This is a genomic window from Microcoleus sp. D2_18a_B4 (assembly GCF_036702475.1).
Taxonomy (GTDB): domain Bacteria; phylum Cyanobacteriota; class Cyanobacteriia; order Cyanobacteriales; family Microcoleaceae; genus Microcoleus.
This window is the reverse complement of the sequence record NZ_JAUBTL010000003.1, coordinates 81,582-107,123: the sequence shown is the minus strand read 5'-3', so window position 1 is coordinate 107,123 and position 25,542 is coordinate 81,582. Positions and strand designations below refer to the sequence as shown.

Here is a 25,542-nt window from a genome sequence, read left to right as displayed (position 1 = left end):
TAGATACCGTAGGGTGCGTCGCTATCAACAATCTCGAAACAAAATCGAAAGTCTCACAGCGACGCACCATACCAAATGAATCTGACTAAAAAATTCCCATAGATACCGTAGGGTGCGTCGCTATCAACAATCTCGAAACAAAATCGAAAGTCTCACAGCGACGCACCATACCAAATACCCTACACTGCGACTGAAGAAACCGGGTTTTTGGCCACATCTGCGGGTGGAAACGAAATATTGTCGTAAAAACCCGGTTTCTGGGCACCTATGCGTAAGTCCTATAATTTTTCAGGAATTTTGCATAATTTCCCCCCAAATTGCCGATAGATATATATACACAGAATCAAAGGTAAACTCCAATGGACGAACAACGCCTCGCCGCCTATCTCCAACTGATTCAAGCCCTGCTTGAGTGCCCTAGCGGTGAAGAAAATGATATTCTCAACGCCCATCGAGAGTTAGTTGATGCCGATTTTGTGCGAGTCATGGAAGCGAAGGCGGAGAATATGGCAGAAAAGGGCGAATCCAATGCAGGTTGGTTGCAGAATATGGCGGCACATTTGGCAAATTCTGTCCGCAGTACAGCAACTTCTGAAGAGTATTTATCTTTCTTGGAGGAGGTGTTACAAGCAACGTCAGATAGTGGCGGAAATCCTCAAGTTGTCTATCCTATTTTACAACAAAATTTCGACAAATTGGATTTGAATTTTGCTCAAATATTGCAAACTTCGGCCACATCCACATTCACAGAAGTTACCTCAGAAGAAGCTGCATCACTTGCAGGAGTTATTGTCAATTTTGGCAACTTAATTAATCAATTTCCCCTGGGGCGGCGCGCATGGAATTTAGAAATTGGCATCGCCTGTTATAACGCAGCCTTAGAAGTCTATACCCCCAAGGATTATCCCGAAAATTGGGCAACGACTCAAAATAATTTGGGGAATGCCTATAGGAACAGAATAGAGGGAGTCAGGGCGGCGAATATTGAACTTGCGATCGCCTGTTATCGGGAAGCTTTAAAAGTCCGTACCCCCAAGGATTATCCCGAATATTGGGCAACGACTCAAAATAATTTGGGGACTGCCTATAGTGACAGAATAGAGGGACTCAGGGCGGCGAATATAGAACTTGCGATCGCCTGTTATCGGGAAGCTTTAAAAGTCTATACCCCTGAGAATTATCCCGAAAATTGGGCTATGACTCAAAACAATTTGGGGATTGCCTATCGTGACAGAATAGAGGGAGTCAGGGCGGCGAATATAAAAGAGGCAATTTCCTGTTTCCGCTTAGCCTTAGAAATTCGCACTCCTACCGCTTTCCCTTTAGACTGCTTGCAATCGGGTAGAAACCTCGGCAATACTGCTTTCACTGCTGGCTTCTGGGATATCGCCATTGAAGGATTCGAGAAAGCAATCCAAGCAGTAGAAAAAAGCAGAAGTTGGGCAACTTCAGACGATATCCGCCAGCAGATGATAGCAGAATCCATCGGGGTTTACGAAAAGGCAATTCAAGCTGCTGTCAACAACAACCAACTGGAAAAGGCCATAGAATATTGCGATAGAACCCGTGCTCAGCGGCTAGTGGATTTAATGCACAGCAATGACTTGTATGCTAGCGGCGAAATTCCGCCCGCAGTCCAAAAGTATTTGGATGAATTTGAAGCCAAGCAGCAGGAAATTGACGCAGAAGTCGAACAACTCCGCAATCCATCGGAGGGGAATAAGGGATTAGCTGGTGTGGGGAGTTCGTCACGGAGTCGGGCGGATACTTCTGCTTACACGAAGAAGATTCAAGAGTTGGAAGGGGAGAAGCAGCAAATCTGGGAAAACATCCGCAGTTTAGATCCGGTTTTAGCGGGACAAGTTCAAGTTGTGCCGATGCAGTTTGCGGCGATGCAGAAACTCATTGATAATTCGCAGACGGCGATTCTCTGTTTTTACACGACGGATGATGACACTCATGTTTTTGTGATTTACAAGGATAAAGCGCCGCAGATTCATACTTGTCATGGAGAGGGTTGGGCAATTTTTCAAAATTGGAATGGAGAGGGTTGGGCAGCTTTTCAGAAGTGGATTAGGCAAAGTTGGTTGTTGCCTTATTTGCTGGATCGGAAAGTTTGGCAACAGGGGATGGGTGAGTTTTTGTCTCAGTTGTCGCGGCGGTTGAAGGTTGATGAGTTGATTGGTAATTGTTTGGATGGGATTGAGGAATTGATTGTGATTCCGCATTTGTATTTGCATCAGATTCCGCTGGCGGCTTTGCCGATTGATCCCCCCCAATCGAGGGCGGGCACGGGGGCGGGGGCGGGCACGGGGGCACCGCCCCTACGAAGGGTGTTTCTTGGTGATAAATTCCTGATTCGTTATGTTCCGAGTTGTCGAATTTTGGAGTATTGCTATCAACGCCCCACCATCGAATCACCGAAATATGGGATTGTGGAAAATGCCACGGATGATTTGTACTTCACTCCTTTTGAGTGCGAACAAGTTGCCCAAATTGTGCCTGAACCTGAACGCTTAAAAGGAAGTAAAGAAGCTAAAGTTGCCGCCTATCGAAAACTGGCCCAAAATGTGAATGTCATGCACTCCAGCCACCATGCTGTCTCGCGTTTGGACAATCCTTTAGAATCGCGCTTGTTTTTAGGGGATGGAAGTATCACGTTAGGGGAATTGATGACACCTGGTTGGCGCTTGCCGCAGTTATCGGATGTGTTTATGTCTTGCTGCGAAACTAATTTAGGAGGGACGGAAATCACCGATAATCTGCTTAGTTTGGGAACGGGGTTTTTGTGTGCGGGGGCGCGCAGTGTGGTCAGCACTTTGTGGGCGGTGGATGATTTTGCTACTTCGCTGTTTTCGATTTTTTACTATCAGTATCGTCGGGAAGGTTTGAGCCGTCCAGAGGCTTTGCGACTGGCACAGATGCGGTTGCGGACAATTTCGGGTGCGGAGTTGCAGCAGCTTTATCAACCGCAAATCGATGCCCTGCTTCCGAAAATTATTGGGGATTTAAAGCGAAAATTGAATCTGGTACAGGAAGAATTAGAAGGCTTGGAATCGCAGCAGGATGAATATAAAGGTGGTACGGCTGAGTATGAGGAGTTTGAGGAGAAGTTGAACAAGAAAACGGAGGAGGAAGTTGAGATTCGGAAGCGAAAGGAAGGATATGAAAGTTTGCAGAAAAATCTTTACACTATGTCAAATCCTTTTGATGATTTGATTTATTGGTCTGGGTTTATTTGTCAGGGTTTGCATTGATTTGTGGTGTTTCATCGTGTCAACAAACACGTTATATCATGTCCGGTGATATCCGAATTAATATTACCCACAGTCAGGACACTCCAAGAGCCCATTGGTGTCAAGTTAACGTCAAACCCTGTCACAGACTGCTGTTTGACTATTAACCCTAGATCCCCCCTAACCCCCCTTAAGAAGGGGGGGACAAGAGTCTTATCAAAGTCCCCCTTCTTAAGGGGGATTTAGGGGGATCTAGACTTGGCTATGAACGAGAGATACCAAAACAAATCAACATATTTCATCCACATTAATCCCCGTTCACCTGCAATTAAAAATCGGGTTCCGCAGCCAAAAGCTCGATCGACAAATCCATCTGTTCCTTCCCCCGCGCCAAAAAGCTTTCGCACTGCTGCCAACACTCCACAGCCACCCCAAACTGCTCGAAAACCTCCTCTAGAGGCAACTCTCCCGATTCCACCCGATCGATAATCGCTTCAATTCGATCGACCGTTTCCTCATAATTCCAGTCAGACTGGCGCAACTGCGAATCAATCATAACTTTTCTGCCACATCCAATACTTCTACAATCTTAACTTTCAGCCGGCCCCGACTCAACCTCACAGTCAATTCCTCTCCCAATTCCAAACCGTCAGTTGTGCGGACGATCGTACCGTCACTTTGGATTACCGCCGCATAACCCCTTTGCAAAACCGCCGCCGGATTCAGGGCGGATAACTTTTCTTGCAATACCTCCAGTTTACCAGTTGCTTGCCGCAAAGTTCGGGATGTCGCAGGCAAACGTTTTAATCGGTTTTGTAACAGTTGCAAATGCTCTTCTTCTGTCTGAAATCTTGCCCGCACAGCGTTTGCTAAATTGACCATTCGCTGCTTGTGTTCAAAGTAAATATCTGCTAAAATTGGTACAGCTTGAGCGGCCGCCGCAGTGGGAGTGTGGGCTCGTTTATCTGCTACTAAATCGGCGAGAGATTCGTCTCTTTCGTGCCCGATACCGGTGATAATTGGAATCGCACAATTCGCGATCGCCCTGACAACTCTCTCATCATTAAAACAAGCCAAATCTTCCGCAGAACCGCCGCCCCGCCCTAAAATTATCACATCAGCCCTACCGTCCAATTCTACACGGGCGATCGCCCTAGCAATGGCAGCAGCAGCCAATTCTCCCTGCACTCCTGTCGGCGACAGCAACACCCGCAAACCTGGATATCTTTGGGCGAGAGTCCGCTGAATGTCTCCCCAAGCAGCGCCAGTATCGGATGTCACCACGGCCACAATTTGCGGGTGGGCGGGAATCGGGCGCTTTCTGGCGGGATCGAAGAAACCCTCAGCATCCAAGCGCGATCGCAATTGCTGCAACCGCAAAGCCTGCAATCCTGCCCCAGCCGGTAGCGATTGCACAACAGTCAACTGGTACTCGCCGCGATTTTTGTAAACCCGGATGCTTCCCAAAACCAGCAACTGTTCCCCTTTTTCCGGGATTTGCACCAATTTTTGCCGCTGAGAATTCCACACCACGCAGCGAATAGCAGCGCTTTTGTCGGTGTCGCACAGAGTGAAAAAGCAGCCGCTGGGGTGGTGCGAAACGTTCGACACCTCGCCTGTCAGCCAAACTGATTGCAGGTTGCGATCGCCCTCCAACAAGTCTTGCAGGTATGATGTTAGTCCGGCAACAGATAAAGCTGTATCGGGAAGAATTGAAGTCATCCAATTTTAGATTTTAGATTTTAGATTTTAGATTTTAGCTACTATCAATGCTTCGGGCAGTGTGTGATTGCCAAGCGTAAAATAAGGGTTTCAGGGCGATTGCCGAATCGACTTGCTAACGAAAAATCAAGGGTTTCAGAATACAATCTCAAAATAGTCCGGACTATTGTACTATATCTAAGGTAATTTATTTGTAGGCTGAGCGGGCGATCGTAATTTTAACTGCAAACAAACTAATGATATCAGATACAATGACTTCGATGAATGTGCTGCGCCAAGAGGCTGCGGCGATCGGCATTACTGAGGAAGAAGCCAGAAAATATGGCGACCTCCGACATAAAAGAACTTGGTCTTTGGCGATCGAACATCACCTCTCAATGCAAGATTTTGCCGATCGCATAGAACAATCCTTCACAAATTCCGAACCCGATTCCTCCAGCGCACTCAACCACTCTCAGACTGAAGAGTCGAAGGACTATCGTATTCAGCTAACTGCGAATCTAGGCGAATCTAGAGTAACCAGGGAGAATCAAACAGCCTCTGTTGCTTCGCCACAACAGCAAGCAGTAGCAATCGGGCGATCGCACACACATTCCGACCAGCGCAGCAACCAAAACCGAGGTTTTAAACAAGTAGTTCAAAATCATATTAAAGCATTAACAATTGCAGCCGCCTCCCGCACAAATCTGCTCCATTCACAACTGGGCAATTGGGTTTGTCCTGAGTGTCGGCCGGAGGGCGAATTGGATTGTTACCTTTGCGCCGGAGAAGGCACTGTAGGGAACATTGCAGCTATTGGCTGGACGCTAGCTTATATGGAAATGTTGGGCTGTTCTGCTCGCGAAATTGAACCATTGAGAAAAATTTCGCCTTCATCGAATATTCTGGAATTGAATTTAAAAGTTTGTGTTGCTATCAAACAAAGTAGCGAAGTTTTAGCCAGGACGGAGAAATGGGTAAGATTGAAGGAACAAGGAATGCACGACACTGATTTTGACACGGATACACGGATTAATTCTTAATGGTGATTCAGAAGTGAGAAGAAAAAACAACTATCAGTGTATCCGTGACTTCCGTGTCGTGCTGTTGGGCATTAGTCTCAATAAAACTTCAAAATTCACTCATCCCCACCTAAAAATTACTCCAAATTAAGTATTGATTCTAGCTTTTTCAAAGCAACTTCCAAATCGTCATTAACAACTTGGAAATCGAATTCCCCCGCAGCTTCAATTTCCTCTTTAGCCCGCACCAACCGACGGGCGATCGCACTTTCGGAATCTTGACCCCGACTCCGCAAGCGCCGTTCCAATTCTTCCCAAGAAGGAGGTAAAATAAAAATTCGCAGCGCCTCTGGAAAATTCTTCCTAATTTGCCTAGCCCCTTCCAACTCAATTTCGAGGATTACCCATTTTCCCTCACCAATTCCTTGCTTGAGACCAAAATAAGGAGTACCGTAAAAATTGCCGGCAAACTCGGCCCATTCCGCCAACTCTCCAGCCTCAACCATTTGTTCAAAGCGGCTGCGGCTGACAAAATAATAGTGCTTTCCCTCAATTTCTCCCTCGCGGGGCTCACGAGTTGTCACCGATACCGAAAGATACAATTCGGAATGGCGATTGAGGAGCGATCGTACTAGGGTGCCTTTCCCCACACCGCTAGGCCCCGTCAGAACAATTAATTTACCAGATTTCATTTTTACAATAGAAACGTGTAACAATTTAAGTTTCCGCTTACTCTAAACTGTAAGCGCTCAAATTGCAACTAACAAACCTCAATCATCCCGACTTTGACCGTCTTTGCTGATTACAAAACGATTAGCAACCGTTTCCGGCTGAATCGCCGAGAGGATGACGTGACTCGAATCTGTAATAATTACCGCCCTCGTGCGGCGGCCGTAAGTAGCGTCAACCAGTTGTCCCCGCTCCCGCGCATCAGTAATAATCCGCTTAATTGGCGCTGACTCGGGACTGACAATGGCAATCACTCGGTTAGCAGACACAATGTTACCAAAACCGATATTAATTAATTGAATATCCATGAAAATCTTAATTTATGGGTGAACGACTAACTATCACTCCTTACTTTTTATCATATATACAAAGATTTTTTATTACAATCCTCAAATTAATCTCAACTAAGTTTTTTAATTGAGATTAATTTTTTACCCTTTTGACGCCGAGTACCCCGTTCTTTATCAAAAATTCAAAAAACACTCGCTGTTGCCACTCTATCTTAAAGATTCGGTAAAAGCGTCGATTTTTAGTTGCAAATAAAAGCATTAGCTGTATCGAGAAAACAGCCCGTAAATGTTGCGAAATATAAATTTAATTTCACGGAGAGGGAAAGTTAAGTATAATCAGCGATCGATGACAGCAAATATTCGCAAATGCTGGTTTGATCGGCTTTCAACTTAAACTAAAAGCCTCTGGCGATCCTCTTCGCGGGCTTCGCTAACGCACTTTCTGCCCGATTTTCCACAAAAATATTGGGGATGATGTGCCAAACTACAGATGTTTATTGGATGATATTCTACAATAAAATTGGTTTGTAGTGAGGACTTTAGTCCTATTAATACCAATAAAAAAAGTGTTGCTATAATTCTCAATTTTATAACTATTATGAAATTTTGTCGAGTCCCGCGCCGGAAACGGCATTGCCGTTTCCCTACAGATGATAGCAGGATTATAGCTAGCAAGAATGGGGGGAATTAGTATAAAATTCTGAACCTTTTAGTTTTTACTACAAACATTTTGAATTCAGCACAAGTTAGGCAAAAAGTGGTTTTACGCATGATATGAATTCCGGTTGAATTGGAATGATTAAACCGCAGAGGGCACAGAGAACACAGAGTCAGAGAACAGAGAGATATAATTCCGATGCTACTGAATTTGATATGAATTATAGCGGTAAAATTTCATGCACATCGCCCCTACACATACAGGATATGTGTAAATCTTGTTTAACAAAAAACAGGGATTAATGCAGATAAATTCACCTGCATTAATCCCTAGTTATTCCACACTTAATTAAGCTGCAACTAAACCGCTGTGTCTCAACAAAGCTTTAGTGCTCGGTTCGCGTCCCCGGAAATTTTTAAACACTTCCATCGGGTGCAAACTGCCGCCCAATCCTAATACTGTATCTCGGAAGCGCTTGCCTGTAGAGGCGATCGCACTTTCATCTTCCAAACCCGCTTCTTCAAACGCCGCAAAAGCATCAGCGCTTAGCACTTCCGCCCATTTGTAACTGTAATATCCCGCCGCATAGCCACCCGCAAAAATGTGTCCGAAAGCGCACAAAAATGCGTCTTCTTCCAGAGGAGGCAAAACAGTCGTAGTTTTAGCGATGCGGTTGCGGACATCGGCTACAGTTTCGCTGCCGCCCGATCGATACCGGTGGTGCAATTCGATGTCAACCCTGCTAAAATGTACTTGCCTGAGCATAACGCTGCCGCTCATGTAGTGGCGCGCTGCTAGCAGTTTTTGGTAGTAGTGTTCCGGCAAAGTTTCCCCGGTTTCGTAATGCTTTGCCATCCCGAACAAAGTCGCGCGATCGTAACACCAATTTTCCATAAATTGACTGGGCAATTCCACTGCATCCCACTCAACATTATTGATGCCCGAAGCCCCCGGATAGTCTACCGTTGTCAGCATATGCTGCAAACCGTGACCGAATTCGTGAAACAAAGTTTCGACTTCCAAGAAAGTCATTAAACTCGGTTTGCCGTCAACCGGAGGACTTTGGTTACATACCAAATAAGCCACCGGCAACCGCGTAGTTGTTTTTCCTGATTCGACAAATTTAGCGCGCACCACGCACTCGTCCATCCAAGCACCGCCGCGCTTTTCTTCGGGGCGGCTGTAGGGGTCTAAATAGAAATTGGCGATCGTATTTCCTGCTTCATCATCTATTTGGAAATAGCGCACATCTTTGTGCCACACAGGAGTTTGACCGTCCGCCGCAGTTACTGTCACGCCGAACAGCCGCTTTACTAATCCAAATAACCCGTCTAATACCTGTGGCAAAGCAAAATAAGGCCGCAATTCTTCGGCACTAAAAGCAAACTTTTCTTCCCGGCGCCGTTCCGACCAAAAACCAATATCCCAGTGCTTCAAATCTCCCGCTTCCGCCGCGCCTTTTTCGGCAGCAAAAGCTTTCAATTCTTCTAAATCTTTGATAGCAGCATCATAACTAGCCTGACGCAATTCTTCTAACAAAGCTTCCACTGCTGCAACGTCTGGAGCCATTTTGCTCGCCAAGCTCAATTCGGCATAACTACTAAACCCCAGCAAAGCAGCTTTTTCCTGGCGCAAAGCTAAAATGCGATCGGTCAACGGCCAGTTATTCAATTCTCCGCTACTTGCTCTGCCGATAAAAGCTTTGTACAACTTTTCGCGCAAGTCGCGGCGGGTGCTGTGCTGCATGAAAGGGCCGTAACTCGGAAAGTCTAAAGTAATCCGCCAAGGGCCGTTTTCGGCATCCGCATTTTCTTCGCCGGCGCTGCGAGCGGCTTGAGCTGCTAAACTCAACAAACTCGGTGGCAAACCGTCAATTTCGTCTTTGTTTGTGAGGGTGATGCTGAATGCTTTGGTAGCGTCGAGGACGTGATTGGAAAATTGGGTAGTAATTTCGGCCAATTCTAATTGAATGGCATTAAAACGCTCTTTTTGCTCGCCTTCTAAACCGACGCCGGAGAGTTGGGCGTCTCGGAGAGCGGCTTCGACAATTCGCTTTTGAGCTGATTCTAAGCTGTCCCAATTTTCGCTAGCCCGCAGCGCTTTAAAAGCTTCATAAAGCGGTTTGCTTTGACTGAGCTTGCTCCAAAATTTTACTACTTCTGGCTGCACTGTTTCGTGAGCCGATCGCAGTTCCGGGCTATTTTTCACGCCCATCAAATGTCCGACAATGCTCCAGCTCCAATTTAAACGCTCTCCGAGTCGCTGCAATGGTTCTACTAAGCCGCTCCAAGTCGGTTCTACAGAGGCTTCTAAGTCAGCTAGCGAGGCTTCTAGTTCGGTCAGCAGTTGGGTAACAGCGGGGACTACGTGTTGTGATTCGATCGCGTCAAATGGGGGCAATCCTTGACCGATTAGTAACGGGTTATCAGCAATAGTTACGGTTGCAGTCATTTAATTTTCTTGTAACAGGTTGAAAATAGTTGAACTAGACAGATTAGCTTTTAATCTTTTAACACAGTTGTCGAAAAAGTAGGACTCGATCGGGCGTGAGTCGGAGAGTCGGAGAGTGTCGAGCGTGTCCGAGGGAAAAAGTATTCCTTCTGACTGATGACTAATGACTGCTGATTAATGACTACTGACGGTTCTCTGGTGTGTGCTGCAACTCCTTGACAACTGAGATTAAGCGCTTGAGATGAGGTTTGACAACTTCTTGCTGCTCGTGTTCCAAACGGTGGATTTGAGCTTGGACAATCGACAAATCCGCACTCGATTGGTGTGCTGGAGCTTGCAGTTGGCTTTGCAAATTGGCCATGACTTTTTGGATTTCCAAAAATCTAGTATTTACTACTTCCCAGTCATCTCGGCTGATAGAAGTTTCTGCCAAGCCTTGCGTCGCACTTTGCAGTTGCTCTATAGCCTGTTCCACAGCTTGGAAATTCGCCCGTTGGCCAACCGATAAATCTTGCACTTGTTCGCTCACCTGCTGGCGGACATCGAGCACAGCAGACGCCACGATTTCTTGCAAAGAAGCTACTGACTCTCCTAAACTCAGTAACTGCCGCTGAATATCGATCGACTCCTCAAAAGCCTCATGCCTAGGCAGTGCAGCCATTTGCTGGCGCAGCGCTGCAATATCTGCTGACAACTGCCTGCGTAATTTAACAATTACCGTCACCGCCGTTTTTTCGACTTTATTGACAGACTTTTGGACTTGGGCCATTTCCGAATTTTGATGCACCCGCACTTGCTGCTCGAACCGATACCGGTTAGCAACATTCAGCGACAAAGCCAAGGTTAGGGGAGCCACGCCGTAAAAAGCTTGACCCGACACTGCCACCGCCAGGGAACCCACACCAGAGGCCGCCAGAGAGGCGTACTCTGCCATCTCCAGCCAGTGCCTTTGAGGAAAACTTGGTCTCAAGTGGTTTGCAACAGAGGGTTTTGGCTTCCGCACGGCTCTTTGGGTCATAGTATTTGCTCGTTGTGGGTAAGGTTGCGAGACTGGGTGGAGCATCGATTTCTATCCTTTTTTCAGTTATATGTTTTAGATTATTTCTTGGCACTCTTCTATTTTTACCTTTGTGAGTAAGTTAAGGATGACTGACATATTATTATGTATTTGGGAGCCTGTGGCGATCGCGCCCAATTCCGGCTGTTAAAAGGTTCGCCCCCACGCGCCCTCTATTTTACAGGAGTTAGCGTCATCGGGTTCGGGCGATCGACAATAGCTGTCCAGGCTCACCGAAAAATGCCTAAGACTATTTTAGATTTTAGATTTTAGATTAAAAGTTAAAAAATGCGACCTACTGAGGGCGATCGTCGTTTGGAGCTTGTCGGGAGTTGCCTTTTTGTTCGCGCATTGGTATAATCTACTCTTTCTCAATTGCCCCTCTCCAATTTACTACAAAAATTGACCAATGAACTCAGAAAAACCCGGAATTGGCGATCGGCTAAAGTCTATTTTCAGTATCGCCATCTTTATCATTCTCGTACTAGGAGTAGGCTTTTTAAGCGTTAATTTTATTTCAGCTCTCTATGCAAAACTTTCTTAAAAATAGTCCTGGACGCATGGGGTTCAGAAACCAAGTTTTTTTACAAAAATACTTCGTCGCAGCCTCCTGATAAGGTAAAAAACCCGGTTTCTTTAGTCGGAGTGAGTCCCCGACTGTTTGAGATTCCCAACTTCTTCAAGAAGTCTCGCATCTTAAGCACGAGATCAGTTGTTTGGATTGCATTCTCCCTTCTTCCTTCTTCCTTCTTCCTTCGGCTATAATTTCAACTGTAAAGATTGTGGTCTGGGTCTAGCCAGACAATATAAAAAACATTTTCACTAAAAAAGCCATGCACCCTGCCGTATTCATTAGCTGATATTTGAAACTGGTAGGGGATATTGATTAGGATATCTTCATTGGGAATCCCAAAGCCATTAGGTTCAGTAGTATTTTTCCAAACTATGCCATGACAGCGCAGACTTTTACTTTGATTATTGATAATTTCTTGAGCGTTCAATTGTGACAAATCGCGCAGCCTTCTCAATAGAGATGCTAGATACTTAGCATCTCTACCGCCAATTGAAAACTTATCTTTATCATCCTGATAATACCTGAAAGAAAAACTAACTCCTTCCGGTATTTGTATTTTCACAACCTCTCTCGGTGCTGAAGATGGCTGACGACGAATATCTGTATCTTGTCTTTTTTTATGCTTCTTCGATGACACGGGTTTTGTAAAATTCTCGCATTGATTCCTTCGTAATAATAGCATGAGAAGGTTCATCTCTTGGCAACTCACCTCTAGCATTAATCCAAGGGTCTTCACGTCGCACCATCAATTCTAACTCATAAGCGTCCCGGAAGAAATAATCGTCAGCTAACTCGTCTAAAAACTCTTGTACTTCTTGGGGAAATTCGGGTTTTTCGACTTCTTTCAGAATTGGCTTCCAGTCAAATTGTTCTTTGTATTCATAAAATAAAGCCGGGATAGTTGGCCCGTGCACCCAAGCTTCAAAATCTTCATCAAAAAGCGGTGTATCTTCAAAGGCTAAATACCATGCTTGGGCGTAGTACAATAGTTTTTGTAGCTTGTGGTTGCTGAGATAGGAGCCTACATCATTCGCAAACCAGAGGTAGTAATCAGCTAGTTTTGAGGCTGTTGTGACTGTAGTTATTGTGGTCATATAACTCGACTCAATAAGTTTTGTATTCTATGATAGCACAGTCACCACTCTTTATGATGGGGCGGTTGAAACCGCTTCTTGTCAAACAAAGTCTGCCTCTGCAGACTAAGAAATAAAGGAGGTATTTAAGCCGGATTGGGTATAACTGAAATCTTACCCTCTGTCAAAAAATTGTAGGGGCGGGCTCACCAACAATAATTGCCTAAAACGAACAATCTCGCACCATTCTCAAGAACGGGCAAGATGCCCGTTCCACAAAAGATGAATTTTATTGTGGAACAGGCATCTTGCCTGTTCCTAAAATATTTATCGAGAATGGTGCCATATCTCCGTTACAACCCTTTGATATATTGCTTCAGTACAGGTGGCAAAGTGTAAAGACTTTCCTGTTTTTCGAGCAAGCAGCGCCGCGATAGAGATTGCAATGCGTTTAGCAAATCGGATGATGATATTTGTCCGTTTTGTAGCAATTTGGCGAAGTTGACTGGCTGGTTTTCTGTCGCCAACAAGGACAGGACTTGTTTTTCTAGTTCGGAAGTGCGATCGTACTGCTGCTGTAAAACATCTTTCAAATCTTCGGGTAACAATATGGTATCATCTATTAATACCTCAGTCGCGCCGATTCCCAACTCTTGAATCAAAGTCGCCACGCTTTTTAACCAGAAGGGGTTGCCTTGGTAGCGGTGAATGAGTGCTTCGCAGTTTTCGCTTTCTGTTAATCCTTTATCTCTGAGGATTTCCTGTGCGGTCGCAGTGTCTAAACCAGTGAGTTGTAAGGTACGAATGGGAGTATTTTCGCTTGTGAGTTGAGGAACTTCTTTCGGCGGTTCCCAACCGACTAGCAGAAAGCAACTTTGATGAGATAAATTTTCTATTTGTTTGAATAGGGAACGATATTCTTCGTAGTTTGGTTTATATTTTCCTGCCAATTCGCCGCTACAGAAAAGGTTGTGAACGTCATCTAAGACTACTAAACAGCGATGGTTTTGTAAATACTTAATCAGCGGTAAGCGTTTTTGGTTTGTTGGGGATGAATCTGGGTTTTCTGACTGGGAAAAAAGCTGTGTTAGGTTAGATTGAAATTTATCTATGGTGGGGAATTCGTCTAGGGTGCACCAAACTGCGTACTCAAACTCGTGTTTGATTTGTTGTACGAGTTGTACTGCTAGGGATGTTTTGCCGATTCCGCTGATACCGGTGATGGTGATGAGGCGGCAGTTTTGTTGTAGAATCCAGGTTGTGAGGGTGTGGAGTGAGGAAGTGCGATCGAAGAAATTACCTAACTCCGGCATTTCGCTTAAATCTTGATGTAGAGTTTTCGTTGGTTTTGGATTAGATGTTTCTTGATTGGGTGGATGTGAGTTTGGGATGTTTGGCGGGTGTAAAGTTTCTCCACAGATGTTAAAACTACCAATTTTGTTGTGATGCTGTTCCAAATGTGAAACTATCGAGACTTGCAATCTCTCTATTACCGATCGAAAATTTATTTTATTAACATCTTCTCCCAACTCTTCTGAAAGTATCGGCCATAACTTTGAGCCAACATCCCTAACATAACTTTCGTTACAGTGAATATCCTCGGCAATTTTGGTGTATTTTTCACCTTGCATGGTACCTCGCAGAATTGCTTCTTGTAAGTTATCGAGGTGCTGACCAGTTTTGGCAAATACCATCTCGTCAGCCATTTTTAACACTTCCTTAAGATTCATGCAGTATCGTGGATGTTGTGATTTTTCGTATTATACCTAACATTTTCCAACATTTTCTGGCATTTTCCAACATTTTGTAGACAGGGCGGGTTGAATTAGCCAACAAAATTGCCAACAAAATTCAGCATTTTTGGCTAGACAAAGCTTTGATTGCCAAGGAAAATAGGAGAAGTATTAAAGCGTAAATTGAGATATTTAACGCTTGCAGTTTTATACCTTGTAACAGTGTGTGAGAGCGCAGTTGCGTTCTCATTAATAGTTAGCTTGTTAACAGTGCATGGCTCCAAAACAAAATCGAAGATCGGAAAATCGTTGTCGTTATTATGTTCGGCGTGAAGCTGAACGTCGTGGTTGGGATCTGCGTCACGTTAGTAGCGGAGGAGATGTTTTAGAGGAGCAAGAAATCGAGGCTTATTTCCATAATATTGGTCTTCAAGGCGAACGCCCGGATTTTCTTTTATGTTTGGTAAGTGATCCCACGATTATTGTCGAGGCAAAAAACGAAGCAGGTAAACTAAAACAAGCACAAAAGGAAGCAGAGGATTACGCTGAAAAAATCAATGCAACAGGTAAATACAGTATCAAAGTAGCGGTTGGTGCTGCGGGAGAAGAAGATAAAGGGTTTGAGATCAGTGTTTCTTTTTTGACTCATCAGGGATGGATTTCTCTCACTTCACATGGCTTCGCCCTAACTACTTTTCCAACCAAAGCAGAAATTGAAATTGCGCTGAAAACAGATAATGGCTCAACAAAAGTTAGTGTACCATCACAAGCTGAGTTTGTTGATGCAGCAATTGAAACAAGTCGTATTCTACGCACTGCGAAAATAGAAGCTCCACTTCGTCCTAAAGTGATTGGTGCTTTAGTTTTGGCAATGTACCAGGGACAAATTGATACAACTCCTACTAATGCGTTATCCTCAGTTAATACACTAGCTGAAAGTGCTATTAAGGGCGCACACAAATTACCAGATCAAAATAAACAACGACTCAAAGATGCTCTTCGTTTATCAGGGGCAGATTTTAACCGCCTTTCTGATTATATTGGTCGAGTTGTCAATACACTAAAACGCCTCAATGTTCGCTCAGTCATACAAACGGATGCTGATTTTTTGGGAATGTTCTATGAAGCATTTTTGCGTTATGGCTATGACAACAATGCGCTGGGAATTGTTTTCACACCACGACATATTACGCGGATGTGTGCCGAATTAGTTGGAGTTAGTGTACGAGATCGGATTATTGATATTGCTGCGGGTACAGGCGGTTTTCTCGTTGCTGCATTTGATGCCATGATGCAACAAGCTCGTAGTGCTGCTGAAATTGAGAAGGTCAAAGATTCAATTATTGGTTTTGATACTAATCCGACTGTTTGGGCGCTTTCGATGCTCAATATGTTCTTTCGAGGAGATGGTAAAAGTCATATTTATAACGAAAGTTGCTTTGACGAAAATATATTCTCGATTGTAAATCGTAGATGCACTAGAGCGTTTCTAAACCCGCCGTTTTCCCAAGACGAGGAGCCGGAGTATCTATTTGTTGACCGAGCAATGGATGCACTAGAACCAGGTGGATTATTGACTGTAGTTGTATATGCTGGAATTTTCGCCGATATGGATCACAACGCATGGCGACAACGTTTTCTACTCAAACATAAACTCCTCGCCATGATTAGCCTTCCTGAAGACTTATTTTACCCGACTGCTGCACCAACCTCGATCATGGTTGCTGAAGCTCATGTACCTCTTGCCTCAACTGACAAAATATTCATGGCGCGAATTTGGAATGATGGATATGAAAAGCTTAAGGGTAAGCGTGTGGAACGAGCAGGCAATCAGATTGATGAGATTGTCAACCAATTTCATGTTTTTATGAAAGGTCAAACGGTGATTTCTGAATTAGTCACAGTCGTAGAAGGATGTGACATTCTCCCATGAGCAATATCGAGTGGAGTCCACAACAATGGCTACCTCAACCTAAACTCTCAGAACGCGAATTTGAACGTTTACGAAGTGAAGCTATGCGCGGCATCTTTGAAGCGGTGACTTTGATGCCAGACTTGGCTGATGTTGTTCTTGAAGATTTTGGGGTTGCAGATGAAGAGGATGACGGTAATGAATTACCTTATGGAACTCATGGAACACTTTCCAAATACTTCGACATTAAGAATGGACGCTCGATAGGTGAAAAAAATTACATTGAAGGCGCGATTCCCTATATAAGTAGTGGTGACTCGACCAACAGCATTATCAGCTTGATTGATCCTGTTCCAGAGGAGGTGTTTGAGCAAGGCGGCATCACGATTACTGCTTTTGGCAAAGCAGCGTTACAGCCCTGGTCATTTATGGCAAGGGGCAACGGTGGCAGTTCAGTTCGGGTTTTGTTGCCCAAGTACAAGATGAGCCTCAACGATTTGCTGTGGTTTGTGGTGCAGATTAACAGGCAAAGATGGCGTTTTTTCTATGCTCGGATGGCAATTAAGGGGCGTATCGCCAATCTAGAAGTCAGTGCCCCTCCCAAAGCTTTAGTAGACACTGGAAAAACCTTGTTTGAGCGAGTTAGAGTCTTTCGTGAACAGCTTGAAGACCTTGTACACCTCAAGACCAAGCTTCCAGTTTAGATCAACGTGGAAGTGCGATCGCCCCTCACGCATCAAGAGCGATCGCCCTTTCTTGTTTCTGATAACCGATCGCCTAAAATGAAAGAGCGATTGCATGAAACCCATGCAGCAACTATCTGTTGTCAATTGCATTACGGCTCCGTCTCTGGAATTTCACCACCAACAGCTACCAACCCCACACCGCAGCGAGTTGCCGCTTCCGCCAAGCGATTATCAAGTGTTGCGATCGGCAATTCTAATCGTAGAGCTAGCTCTAAATAAGCTGCATCATAAGCAGCTAAACCTTCTTGTCTTCCTAATACTATAGTTGACGAGAGTGCGTTGCTATCCGTAGCTTCATCAACTTGAATTTCAAGTGATTGTAACAAAGTAATAGCTATCTCAGATTGCTCGGTTGTCATGAGGTTCCGTCGCTAGGCAACCAGGAGAGTATTAGCAACTTCTAGCGACCAAATGCCTGGTACAAATGCTTCGCAATCTGGCATCATCGCGAGTATAGCATTGGCATAATCGTTATCTTCATCGACTAAGCACCCACTAAAGGCTACAAAACAATCCAATACAAACTGCATTAAAACCTTCGCCCTTCTTCAATCATGGAACGGATTGAGCTTTTATCCAAGGCAATTTCTTGCCGCAGTTGTACCATTCTCGCAATTGCTGCTTGAATTGATTTTTTAGTAGTCAGTTTTCCCCAAGCGTTATACTTCGGTTTAATTTCCTCTGATGGTAGACTCTGTACAACTACTACCACTTCAACAGAAGTATCTTTAAACTCAGTGGGCATTTGGAGAAGCAATATGCCATCGGTTCCAATATGCGAGATCAGTTTCATTGTTTCCATGTCAGACTCCAGAAACTTTGAGCAATTCTAGTTTACCTCAAAACTCTTCACCAAAACAAATACTAAACAGTGCAATGCTTCCATAGATAGCGATCGCCCTTTCTTTTTTCTGATGAGCGATCGCCCTTCACGCATTAAGAGCGAGCGCCCCTCACACCAAATACCAAACACTGCGATGATTGCACGAGTTGCGATCGCCCTTTCTATCAACTCCTGAAAACTTGCACTTTTTCCTCTATATCCAATCCCCCTTCGCCTAAAGTATCAGGCGAAGAATGACGAGCGATAAACTCATCTAACAGCTCAAAAAACCGATCGAGTGCTTTGTTTTCATCCTCAGAATAAAACAGAATGACGTTAGCCCAAGATTGGCTAGTCTGCACGTTGAATCTTTTTCGTATCCACTCAGGAAACTGCATAAAATCCCTATCTTGTTTCGTTGGCTGTTCTCCTAACTCATATTTAGCAACGCTGTAACCCGATAAAAAAGCCTGAAGACAAATAATTGAATGTCGTCCCAAGTACATTGAAGGAGCTTTCTTAATTTTTTCAATCAGGGTATATAAATCGTGCATTTTTCACCTCAATTTTTTTCAAATAACTGTAAGTTTTGCTGCTCAAAATTCCTCTTCTATAATCTTAAAACTTCCCATCCCCAGTTCCAGAGTAGGTGATGTTAAATTTTGTAGCCATTCCTGCCGAGTCACGCCACTACAATCTATATTATCAAACACAATTTCCTGTTCGTCGATTGTAATTGATATCCCTTGATGGTAGCCATTAGTAGCAATTTGCTGCTGTCGTCGTAAATCATAAATCACTGACCAAGGTAGGTCTTGCCTTTCTAAATCCAGTTTAATCTGCTTACCATTTAGGTTTCTGATGGTCAAGAACTCTTTGATAGCCTGACTGCATTCAACACATTGAAAGACCCCATAGCGACTGGCAATTTTAGCGATATCTTCTCGAATTTCATCTAAACTACTCCGCTCTAAACTCAAAGTGTAAAGTTTACCTCCTATATTTATGTAAAAGTATATCTCAAAATCATTGCCATTGAGGGTGCAGATCGCATAGCGTGCGATCGCGCTCTTGCAAGGCTTGTCCAAGGGAGCGCGAGATCCCCTCACACCAAATACCAAACAGTACGATGATTCTACGGAGATCGATCGCCCTTTCTTGTGTCTGATGACCGATCGCCTAAAATAAAAGAGCGCTCGCCCTTCACACCAAATACCAAATCAATGTCTGCCGTACAATCAAGGTAAAAGGCATGATTAATCTTTCAAAAATTAAACGATCAACTGACTGCTGACTAACTAATGCAAAAACTTGCGAACTTGATATTCGCGGCTTTCGGCGATCGGCATTTGCAACTCACCCATTTGGGCATCCAGCTCATCTATGGTGCTTTGCAACACCGACTTCCACAACTCTCTAGTTTGCCAGCGAATCAGTATCACCACCTCATTTTGTACCGGATCTACCCAAGTTTCCTTGCCCAAAAAACCGGGTAAACTTCTCAATCCTGCCGTCCAAACTTCTTCATCTCGCTCAATAAATGCCTCCAACTTTTCGGGAGGTACTTTAAATTTGAGCCACTCAATTACCATCTTATGTCCTATTTGTAAATACCTAATTAATCGTTGCCGATCGCAATTTTAATGATCAACTCAGTTCCCTCTCCCGGACGCGAAACACAGTGCAACTTACCGCCGTGCTTTTCTACTACTAAATGCTGGGATATTGCTAGACCCAAACCTGTGCTCGTATCTGGACATTTAGTGGTAAACAAAGGGTCAAAGATGCAGTCGAGGACTTCTTCAGTCATGCCAGGGCCGTTGTCACTAATGGCGATCGCAACTTCGTTTTCCCCTACCACGGAGGTGCGAATCCGAATTTCGGGATTGAATATTTCCGAGCTCGACGGGGCTGAAGACAAGTAAGACTGATTTTGAATTTTACCATAATTTTCGGCATTTCTCCCCCCTTCTTCCAAAGCGTCGATCGCATTTGTCAACAAGTGCATGAACACTTGGTTTAAGTGCCCCGGATAGCAGTGAACTCGCGGCAAATCTCCGTACTCTTTAACTAGAGAAATACCCGGCCGTCCCCCTTTAGCTTGCAGGCGATTTTGCAAGATCAGCAAAGTGCTGTCCAAACCTTCGTGGATATCAGCCGGCTTCATTTGGGCTTCGTCGGTACGCGAGAACAAGCGGAGCGATCGCACGACATCGCGAATCCTTTCCGAACCGACTTTCATGGAATTTAGCAGTTTTGGCAAGTCTTTTTTGATGAAGTCTAAGTCTAATTCTTCAATCAAATCTTGAATTTCCGGCACGGGATGGGGATAATACTTTTGGTAAAGGTCGATCGTTCGCAGCAGTTCTTGAATGTAGCCGGTGGCGTGGCTGACATTGCCGGAAATAAAACTAACTGGATTGTTAATTTCGTGCGCTATTCCTGCTACCAACTGCCCCAGGGATGACATCTTTTCTGTTTGAATCAGTTGAGTTTGAGCTCGCTGCAAAATTAACAGCGCCTCCTCTAATCTAGCCGCTTGTTGTCGCAGGCGTTCTTCTGATTCTTGCAAAGCTAAAAGAGACTGTTTGCTTTCTGTAATATCCAATCCCACAAATACCGCCGCCGTATTGTTATGGTATTTTTGAGCTACTATTAGATAAGTTTTATTTTCTCCTCTGATGCTCGCTGTTACTTCTTGAGATGTCTTCTTTTTATGGTTTGCAAAGAAATCGTATACTAAATCGTTAAATGTGGGACTTGTATCTAAAAAACCTACTTTTTGACCGATAAATAGTTCGGACGGCATTTTATAAGCGCTAGCTAAATGTCGGTTTACTCCCAAGTAGCGCAAATCGGAACTTACCCAAGAAACTAATCCGGGCACGGCGTCTAAAACGGCTTGAAGTTGCTCTTTTGCCTGTACGAGCGCTGATTCTGCTGCGAGGCGAGCGGAAATGTCGCGGGCGATCGCGCAGCGGTATTCGCAGCCGCCGTATACTAAATAATTGACTTTAACTTCGACAGAAAAACTGGCGCCGTCTTTAGTTTTGTAACTGGTTTCAAAAGTGAGGTTGGTTTGCTGCTTGAGTTGCTCCCAGTGTTCCCGCCAATCCGCTGCTGGCAAATGCGAATCGATGTCGCTAACTCTCATGTTTAGCAGTTCCGATTCCGAGTAGCCGAAAAGATGGCAAGCGGCTTTGTTCGCGTAGCAAATTTGACCGTCGGAGGTACTAAAAAAGATTGTATCAGCAGCATTTTCGAGGGCAATTTGAGTTAGTTGTGGTATTGTTTCTAACTGCTTTCTTTTGACCTCGGACTGAAATTTATTATAGCAATTGGTTTGAGCGGAAGCCTCAGCTATCTTAGATGCAAACAAAATTAAACCGCCGATCGCACCTTCGCTATTTGTCCAAGGCTGAAATACCCATCTTACCGACTCGCTGACACAGCCGCTTGCGATTTTTCCTGATACAGATGCGATCGATCGCCCTGCCACAAACTCACTGTATTCCAAAACTCCCGTCAAACAAGCCTGGGCATTTTGCTCCCAATATTCCGGGAGATTCGGGAACAGTTCCCAATGAGATCGACCGATCGCCTCGCCGTCGCCCAACCCCCAATCTGTTTCCCAGCGACGAGAAACCGACAGATAGCGCATTTCACAATCTACCATTGCCACGGCCTCGGCGGAGCGCTCCACAAACCGCCGAAATCGCTCTTTACTCTCGGACACGGCTGCCTCTGCAGGTTGTTGGGCGATCGGGAAAGTCCCGTCAACGTACCTTCCCAGTCCCTGACTTTTTTGCTGAACTGGCTTAGTGTGCACGGTTTGGGATTTCCTCCATAGCTGTCAAGTTTGAAAAATTCTGTTTGAGACCAAAAATGCTGTTTTCCCCTGATTTGCTCTCTCGGACGATACCCTTAGAGGGTATCACCCATCATTGATATCATTTTTGATGTGGATATGTCTATAGGCATTGCTATCTACTTAAGACCAAAGCTAGTGCCCGGTTGCTGTTTGAGGATTAGGCATAGATCGCGCTGGCGCCCTCCGAATAATAGTCGGAGGGGACTGGAGTGCTCTCTTGTCTCCCGCGACTATTCCGGGGCGCAAGAGGGCAGCGAGACTAGGCAAAAAACGAGAGAGAAAAAGGGTTTTAGGCGATTGTTGACACCAATGGTCTATAGGTACTCAAACAAGTTTCCCCCAAACTTTGATATTCAGAAGATTTCCTGGTGATTGTTCGGTATTTTATACAAGTTCCCAAAAGAATGCAACTGTAGGCCCGTACTCCAAACCATGAACTTCATCAGTCATTCCCAATTCTTTAATTGGAGATCCCACATCGAACATGGTATGAGATCGTGTAGCCAGTGCGATCGCCCGATCGCTTAAGAATGCAAGAGAGCGCTCAAACAAATTTGTGCGTAAATTCACTGGTAAAATCCACTCTCCCTTTCCGTAACATTGCAGGATCTAATCTTTCAGTGGTGTTGCAAGTCATCAAAACTACGAGTTTTTGCTGAAATTGAATGCCGTGTTCGTCGATGACGCTTTGATACAAAGTTCCATCCAGCAAACTCAAAATGTGTTCAGTTTTGTTAGTGCGTTGGGCTTCTGGGGTCGATCGATCTTGAGCCAAATTATCAGCCTCATTGATAATAATACAAATCCGCTCTAAATAACTCGGTGGCACAAAATTTTCCACAGCATCGTGGTCTAAGATAAAAATCACATAACCCAGCGGCACTAAAATTTCCTTGGCTACCGCTTGCGTCCAAGCAGTTTTGCCCGTCCCCGGTTCGCCACTAACCAAAACAGCCAACTGATTTTGATCCAAAATTGCCTGCTGAACTGTATCGGTAAAACTTTGAACCTCCGCAGAAAACGTGCGAATTGGGAACTGGCTGTGAACCTGTCCGACGCGGCTTTTGTACCCGCCCAGAATCACCGCTAAATTATAAGTTGCCTTGCTAACGAGCGGCGCAATATCTTGGCAAATTAGAGTGTAGCAGCGTCTTCCCCTGTCGTAGCTGTCAATTTGTAGCCAGCAGCCGAATCGAGCCCAAGAAGCATAAACAGTACCCAAAACTTCCAAGCGTTCCCAGCTAACAAATCGCTCCGGGGGATAAGAAAAATGTCTATCCATAAAAGACTGGGTAATCGCATCCGGTTTCCCTAGCAAATCCAGAACTTTGAAAACAGTAATCTCTTGGAGTTTGTTGAGAACATAGTCGATGGGAATGCTAGCGCGGCTGACCAATTGCACCACAGGCGTTTCGGTAGCTAAAATGTCTTTGTAGCGGTAATCCGGGTAAACTGGCTGCGGAGTAATGTAATCCCAAAATTCATCAATTTCGTAGCGAGTATTTTCCGAGAAGACATTTAAAATATTGGCCCACCAAGTATATTGGTGTCGTCCCATTGCGTCGGCAATGTCGCTAGCTGCCCCTAAAGTTTTTTGAGCTAGTTCTAAGGGGTCGCTAGACGCTAAATGTGCCAGGTGTTCCCAATCAAATTGACGGTAAAGAGGTCGCCAACCAGAGCCGAGCAGACCTCTATTTTGAGAATTGTTTTGATGAAAATTGTTTTCGCGATCGCCCATATCTTCCGCACTCATTTTGCAAAACTCCTAGTTACTCTTATTTTACAGTTTTTGTGGTACACATTCTACAAAAAAAGTGAAATTTATCAACTTATTTTGAGATAAGCGGGCGGCACAAAATCTACTAGCCAAACTTTGTTAGCCGAACAGTAAAATGTATGACCGTCGCGTTGCATGGCTGCGGCATCTACAGTAAAGACTGTCGGGATGCCATGTCTTGCACCTACTTGGCGCGCCGTTTGGATATTCACCGACAAATGAACATGATGTCGCGACATTTTCCTAATTCCTTGACTGAGAATAGACTCGACGGCAGTGCTACCTGTTCCGTGATATAAAATATCTGGGGGAACAGCGGGTTCTAACTGCAAGTCTACCTCTACACTGTGTCCTTGGTTGGCACGAATTAGAGTGCCTGTGGAGTCAAATGAAAAGCGCTGCTTGTCGTTTTGCGCCACTACTTTTTTGAGTTCTGCAAGCTGAACTGGAAAGTTATTTTGTTGGCAGGCATCGAGGAGTTCGCTAACAGGAACCCACCCACCGGGAGCGAGTTCGATGCCGATGCGCGAGGGCGCGTGACGCAGGTGTTTGCTGAGATATCTGCTGATTTTTACTAATCGAGAATCGTTCATAATTCTACTTTATTGATTGAGCTTTTAAATCACCTTTTATAAAATGTCACTAGCGGGTTATATCGTTGATTTGAGGCGGGTTTGTTGAATCTGTTTGCACTGCCAGAGGGCGCTTGAGTGAACCGGCATCTACAGGTTTGCAGAAAATGATTGCCGGACGTAAAAAATTGTCTTACGCGCGAATTATAGCGGTAAAGTCCGTCCTTCACTACCTACATAATTAGGTTCGGCGTCTGCGAATAAAAAAGTGTTGGATCGGCGATTTTTCACCAGCTTTATCTTTTGATAATTATCAAAAACTCTGCATTCTGCCGAATGCCTTCTACCTTGGGATAACTCCGCCAAAAATAGCAAAATTTAGATAGCGCCAGTGACATCCGGCGTCGGCAAAACCAGCTTCTGCAAGCCACTTTGTCTGCTCTTCCACAGAGGAGGGAATATCTTCTTCTCGATATTTTTGAAACCAGGCTGCATCGTCTTCTCCGTTAGCTTTCATGTACTGCCGCCACAACTGTTCGTATTGCTCAGTCAGCCGGGGAGTAGCACCTGTCACAATATCTCGAATTAGCAAGATTCCCCCTGGATTCATCGAGTGGAAAATTTTGTGAAATAGCTGTTGCTTACCTGCGCTGTCGAGGTGGTGGATTGCCAACCCTGAAACTACCAAATCGTAACCGCTGCCGAAATCATCTTCGGCAAAGTTTCCTTGCTGCAAGGTCAGCCGTTCTCGGAAAGCGGACAAGTTAGTTTGGCAAGTTTTCAGCATATTTTGGGCCATGTCAAAGGCTAGGACTTTTGCTTGAGGAAATGCTGACAGAATCACAGCAGACAGTATGCCAGTTCCCGCGCCTAAATCCAGAACTTTTATGTTACCATTAGTTTCAAAAGGGATTAGCTGCAATATTACATCGTGTTGCTCGCCATAGCGCGGAATGAGGCGGGGAATTAAACCGTCATAATCAAAGGCTCTTTGTTCAAATTGCTCGCGTACAGCGTCTAAATTCACAGACAATTTTCCTCAAACTGTTAATAGTTGAGTGCGCCAATGCAGTTGGGCAGTTCTCTTCTCTGAAGGTATATTACATTTGATAATACAAAAAATATACAGAGCTGTCAAGATGTTGAAGAAAATAATTTAAAAGAAGTTATGGACGATCGCCAGATAGGGACTTCGTGCAGCCAAACCAGTCCGTGATATCAAATCCGTTAGCATCGGAATAGTAAATCCGAGTTCACTGTTCACGGCGTTGACTGTTCACTGTTCACGGCGTCAACCGTCAACCGTCAACCGTCAAC

At 44.7% G+C, this 25,542-nt stretch carries 25 protein-coding genes; 5 read left to right on the top strand and 20 right to left on the bottom strand.

Annotated features, from left to right (window positions below; all coding sequences use genetic code 11):
- Nucleotides 1–359: 359 nt before the first annotated feature.
- Nucleotides 360–3,257, top strand: a complete 2,898-nt coding sequence (locus QUB04_RS02895) for a CHAT domain-containing protein (RefSeq protein WP_333280731.1) — start codon at nucleotides 360–362, stop codon at nucleotides 3,255–3,257.
- Nucleotides 3,258–3,564: 307 nt separating this feature from the next.
- On the opposite strand, the gene xseB is transcribed toward QUB04_RS02895, so the two are convergent.
- Both xseB and xseA read right to left on the bottom strand, forming a co-directional pair.
- On the bottom strand, nucleotides 3,565–3,792 hold the full coding sequence (gene xseB / locus QUB04_RS02890) for an exodeoxyribonuclease VII small subunit (RefSeq protein WP_190740787.1): 228 nt from the start codon (nucleotides 3,790–3,792) through the stop codon (nucleotides 3,565–3,567).
- The gene (gene xseA / locus QUB04_RS02885; protein ID WP_333280728.1) at nucleotides 3,789–4,958 is read right to left on the bottom strand and encodes an exodeoxyribonuclease VII large subunit; all 1,170 of its coding nucleotides are present in this window, start codon (nucleotides 4,956–4,958) and stop codon (nucleotides 3,789–3,791) included. Before xseA ends, xseB begins: the two co-directional genes overlap by 4 nt.
- 236 nt (nucleotides 4,959–5,194) lie before the next feature.
- Here xseA and QUB04_RS02880 point away from each other — a divergent pair, with 236 nt between their 5' ends.
- The gene (locus QUB04_RS02880; RefSeq protein ID WP_333280725.1) at nucleotides 5,195–5,980 is read left to right on the top strand and encodes a hypothetical protein; all 786 of its coding nucleotides are present in this window, start codon (nucleotides 5,195–5,197) and stop codon (nucleotides 5,978–5,980) included.
- Nucleotides 5,981–6,096: 116 nt separating this feature from the next.
- Here QUB04_RS02880 and gmk read toward each other — a convergent pair whose 3' ends face one another.
- From gmk to QUB04_RS02860, 4 genes are all read right to left on the bottom strand, one after another.
- A complete protein-coding gene (gmk, locus tag QUB04_RS02875) occupies nucleotides 6,097–6,651 on the bottom strand; it encodes a guanylate kinase (protein WP_333280722.1) in 555 nt (184 codons plus the stop codon).
- 78 nt (nucleotides 6,652–6,729) lie between these two features.
- Nucleotides 6,730–6,996, bottom strand: coding sequence for an extracellular matrix/biofilm regulator RemA (gene remA / locus QUB04_RS02870; protein ID WP_190659785.1), 267 nt, complete (start codon nucleotides 6,994–6,996; stop codon nucleotides 6,730–6,732).
- Nucleotides 6,997–7,984: 988 nt separating this feature from the next.
- Nucleotides 7,985–10,087 carry a M3 family metallopeptidase gene (locus tag QUB04_RS02865; RefSeq protein ID WP_333280718.1) on the bottom strand — a complete coding sequence of 701 codons (2,103 nt, stop codon included), beginning with the start codon at nucleotides 10,085–10,087 and terminating at the stop codon, nucleotides 7,985–7,987.
- A 181-nt stretch (nucleotides 10,088–10,268) separates the two neighbouring features.
- On the bottom strand, nucleotides 10,269–11,105 hold the full coding sequence (locus QUB04_RS02860) for a hypothetical protein (RefSeq protein WP_333280715.1): 837 nt from the start codon (nucleotides 11,103–11,105) through the stop codon (nucleotides 10,269–10,271).
- Between the two features lie 144 nt (nucleotides 11,106–11,249).
- Between QUB04_RS02860 and QUB04_RS02855 the strand changes: the two genes are divergently transcribed.
- Complete coding sequence (locus QUB04_RS02855; RefSeq protein WP_333280712.1) at nucleotides 11,250–11,417, top strand: hypothetical protein; 168 nt, start codon at nucleotides 11,250–11,252, stop codon at nucleotides 11,415–11,417.
- Nucleotides 11,418–11,911: 494 nt separating this feature from the next.
- Here the strand turns inward: QUB04_RS02855 and QUB04_RS02850 are convergent, their stop codons facing one another.
- The 3 genes from QUB04_RS02850 to QUB04_RS02840 form a co-directional block, all read right to left on the bottom strand.
- Nucleotides 11,912–12,355: a hypothetical protein gene (locus QUB04_RS02850; protein WP_333280709.1), complete on the bottom strand. Its 444-nt coding sequence runs from the start codon at nucleotides 12,353–12,355 to the stop codon at nucleotides 11,912–11,914.
- Nucleotides 12,336–12,812 (bottom strand): type II toxin-antitoxin system antitoxin SocA domain-containing protein, encoded by a 477-nt coding sequence (locus QUB04_RS02845; protein WP_333280706.1) that lies wholly within the window; start codon nucleotides 12,810–12,812, stop codon nucleotides 12,336–12,338. The genes QUB04_RS02850 and QUB04_RS02845 overlap by 20 nt, the downstream gene beginning before the upstream one ends.
- A gap of 332 nt (nucleotides 12,813–13,144) precedes the next feature.
- Nucleotides 13,145–14,521 carry an NB-ARC domain-containing protein gene (locus QUB04_RS02840; RefSeq protein ID WP_333280703.1) on the bottom strand — a complete coding sequence of 459 codons (1,377 nt, stop codon included), beginning with the start codon at nucleotides 14,519–14,521 and terminating at the stop codon, nucleotides 13,145–13,147.
- A gap of 277 nt (nucleotides 14,522–14,798) precedes the next feature.
- Between QUB04_RS02840 and QUB04_RS02835 the strand changes: the two genes are divergently transcribed.
- Together QUB04_RS02835 and QUB04_RS02830 are read left to right on the top strand one after the other, a co-directional pair.
- Entirely contained in the window at nucleotides 14,799–16,457 is a 1,659-nt protein-coding gene (locus QUB04_RS02835) for an N-6 DNA methylase (RefSeq protein ID WP_333280700.1), read from the top strand.
- Nucleotides 16,454–17,140 carry a hypothetical protein gene (locus QUB04_RS02830; RefSeq protein ID WP_194011529.1) on the top strand — a complete coding sequence of 229 codons (687 nt, stop codon included), beginning with the start codon at nucleotides 16,454–16,456 and terminating at the stop codon, nucleotides 17,138–17,140. The genes QUB04_RS02835 and QUB04_RS02830 overlap by 4 nt, the downstream gene beginning before the upstream one ends.
- A 131-nt stretch (nucleotides 17,141–17,271) precedes the next feature.
- Here QUB04_RS02830 and QUB04_RS02825 read toward each other — a convergent pair whose 3' ends face one another.
- The 11 genes from QUB04_RS02825 to QUB04_RS02775 form a co-directional block, all read right to left on the bottom strand.
- Nucleotides 17,272–17,541 (bottom strand): type II toxin-antitoxin system VapC family toxin, encoded by a 270-nt coding sequence (locus QUB04_RS02825; RefSeq protein ID WP_333280697.1) that lies wholly within the window; start codon nucleotides 17,539–17,541, stop codon nucleotides 17,272–17,274.
- A 12-nt stretch (nucleotides 17,542–17,553) separates the two neighbouring features.
- On the bottom strand, nucleotides 17,554–17,712 hold the full coding sequence (locus tag QUB04_RS02820; protein WP_333280693.1) for a hypothetical protein: 159 nt from the start codon (nucleotides 17,710–17,712) through the stop codon (nucleotides 17,554–17,556).
- The gene (locus tag QUB04_RS02815) at nucleotides 17,712–17,975 is read right to left on the bottom strand and encodes a hypothetical protein (protein ID WP_333280690.1); all 264 of its coding nucleotides are present in this window, start codon (nucleotides 17,973–17,975) and stop codon (nucleotides 17,712–17,714) included. The genes QUB04_RS02820 and QUB04_RS02815 overlap by 1 nt, the downstream gene beginning before the upstream one ends.
- Nucleotides 17,976–18,190: 215 nt before the next feature.
- On the bottom strand, nucleotides 18,191–18,559 hold the full coding sequence (locus QUB04_RS02810) for a hypothetical protein (protein WP_333280688.1): 369 nt from the start codon (nucleotides 18,557–18,559) through the stop codon (nucleotides 18,191–18,193).
- 42 nt (nucleotides 18,560–18,601) lie between these two features.
- On the bottom strand, nucleotides 18,602–19,114 hold the full coding sequence (locus QUB04_RS02805; RefSeq protein ID WP_333280684.1) for a papain fold toxin domain-containing protein: 513 nt from the start codon (nucleotides 19,112–19,114) through the stop codon (nucleotides 18,602–18,604).
- A 189-nt stretch (nucleotides 19,115–19,303) separates the two neighbouring features.
- Nucleotides 19,304–19,597, bottom strand: coding sequence for a TIGR03792 family protein (locus QUB04_RS02800; protein ID WP_333280681.1), 294 nt, complete (start codon nucleotides 19,595–19,597; stop codon nucleotides 19,304–19,306).
- Nucleotides 19,598–19,623: 26 nt separating this feature from the next.
- Nucleotides 19,624–21,834 carry a PAS domain S-box protein gene (locus tag QUB04_RS02795; protein WP_333280678.1) on the bottom strand — a complete coding sequence of 737 codons (2,211 nt, stop codon included), beginning with the start codon at nucleotides 21,832–21,834 and terminating at the stop codon, nucleotides 19,624–19,626.
- A gap of 426 nt (nucleotides 21,835–22,260) precedes the next feature.
- Nucleotides 22,261–22,446: a hypothetical protein gene (locus tag QUB04_RS02790; protein WP_333280674.1), complete on the bottom strand. Its 186-nt coding sequence runs from the start codon at nucleotides 22,444–22,446 to the stop codon at nucleotides 22,261–22,263.
- Nucleotides 22,421–23,629, bottom strand: coding sequence for an AAA family ATPase (locus tag QUB04_RS02785; protein WP_333280671.1), 1,209 nt, complete (start codon nucleotides 23,627–23,629; stop codon nucleotides 22,421–22,423). Before QUB04_RS02785 ends, QUB04_RS02790 begins: the two co-directional genes overlap by 26 nt.
- A gap of 71 nt (nucleotides 23,630–23,700) precedes the next feature.
- Nucleotides 23,701–24,246 (bottom strand): RNA 2'-phosphotransferase, encoded by a 546-nt coding sequence (locus QUB04_RS02780; RefSeq protein ID WP_333280668.1) that lies wholly within the window; start codon nucleotides 24,244–24,246, stop codon nucleotides 23,701–23,703.
- 322 nt (nucleotides 24,247–24,568) lie between these two features.
- The gene (locus tag QUB04_RS02775) at nucleotides 24,569–25,252 is read right to left on the bottom strand and encodes a class I SAM-dependent methyltransferase (protein ID WP_333280665.1); all 684 of its coding nucleotides are present in this window, start codon (nucleotides 25,250–25,252) and stop codon (nucleotides 24,569–24,571) included.
- Between the last annotated feature and the right edge of the window lie 290 nt (nucleotides 25,253–25,542).

Excerpts from the sequence above, each read along its gene's own strand:
- QUB04_RS02895 (WP_333280731.1), top strand. The coding sequence starts at position 360 with ATGGACGAACAACGCCTCGCCGCCTATCTCCAACTGATTCAAGCCCTG.
- xseB (WP_190740787.1), bottom strand. The coding sequence starts at position 3,792 with ATGATTGATTCGCAGTTGCGCCAGTCTGACTGGAATTATGAGGAAACG.
- xseA (WP_333280728.1), bottom strand. The coding sequence starts at position 4,958 with ATGACTTCAATTCTTCCCGATACAGCTTTATCTGTTGCCGGACTAACA.
- QUB04_RS02880 (WP_333280725.1), top strand. The coding sequence starts at position 5,195 with ATGATATCAGATACAATGACTTCGATGAATGTGCTGCGCCAAGAGGCT.
- gmk (WP_333280722.1), bottom strand. The coding sequence starts at position 6,651 with ATGAAATCTGGTAAATTAATTGTTCTGACGGGGCCTAGCGGTGTGGGG.
- remA (WP_190659785.1), bottom strand. The coding sequence starts at position 6,996 with ATGGATATTCAATTAATTAATATCGGTTTTGGTAACATTGTGTCTGCT.
- QUB04_RS02865 (WP_333280718.1), bottom strand. The coding sequence starts at position 10,087 with ATGACTGCAACCGTAACTATTGCTGATAACCCGTTACTAATCGGTCAA.
- QUB04_RS02860 (WP_333280715.1), bottom strand. The coding sequence starts at position 11,105 with ATGACCCAAAGAGCCGTGCGGAAGCCAAAACCCTCTGTTGCAAACCAC.
- QUB04_RS02855 (WP_333280712.1), top strand. The coding sequence starts at position 11,250 with ATGTATTTGGGAGCCTGTGGCGATCGCGCCCAATTCCGGCTGTTAAAA.
- QUB04_RS02845 (WP_333280706.1), bottom strand. The coding sequence starts at position 12,812 with ATGACCACAATAACTACAGTCACAACAGCCTCAAAACTAGCTGATTAC.
- QUB04_RS02840 (WP_333280703.1), bottom strand. The coding sequence starts at position 14,521 with ATGAATCTTAAGGAAGTGTTAAAAATGGCTGACGAGATGGTATTTGCC.
- QUB04_RS02835 (WP_333280700.1), top strand. The coding sequence starts at position 14,799 with ATGGCTCCAAAACAAAATCGAAGATCGGAAAATCGTTGTCGTTATTAT.
- QUB04_RS02830 (WP_194011529.1), top strand. The coding sequence starts at position 16,454 with ATGAGCAATATCGAGTGGAGTCCACAACAATGGCTACCTCAACCTAAA.
- QUB04_RS02825 (WP_333280697.1), bottom strand. The coding sequence starts at position 17,541 with ATGACAACCGAGCAATCTGAGATAGCTATTACTTTGTTACAATCACTT.
- QUB04_RS02820 (WP_333280693.1), bottom strand. The coding sequence starts at position 17,712 with ATGCAGTTTGTATTGGATTGTTTTGTAGCCTTTAGTGGGTGCTTAGTC.
- QUB04_RS02815 (WP_333280690.1), bottom strand. The coding sequence starts at position 17,975 with ATGAAACTGATCTCGCATATTGGAACCGATGGCATATTGCTTCTCCAA.
- QUB04_RS02810 (WP_333280688.1), bottom strand. The coding sequence starts at position 18,559 with ATGCACGATTTATATACCCTGATTGAAAAAATTAAGAAAGCTCCTTCA.
- QUB04_RS02800 (WP_333280681.1), bottom strand. The coding sequence starts at position 19,597 with ATGGTAATTGAGTGGCTCAAATTTAAAGTACCTCCCGAAAAGTTGGAG.
- QUB04_RS02785 (WP_333280671.1), bottom strand. The coding sequence starts at position 23,629 with ATGAGTGCGGAAGATATGGGCGATCGCGAAAACAATTTTCATCAAAAC.
- QUB04_RS02780 (WP_333280668.1), bottom strand. The coding sequence starts at position 24,246 with ATGAACGATTCTCGATTAGTAAAAATCAGCAGATATCTCAGCAAACAC.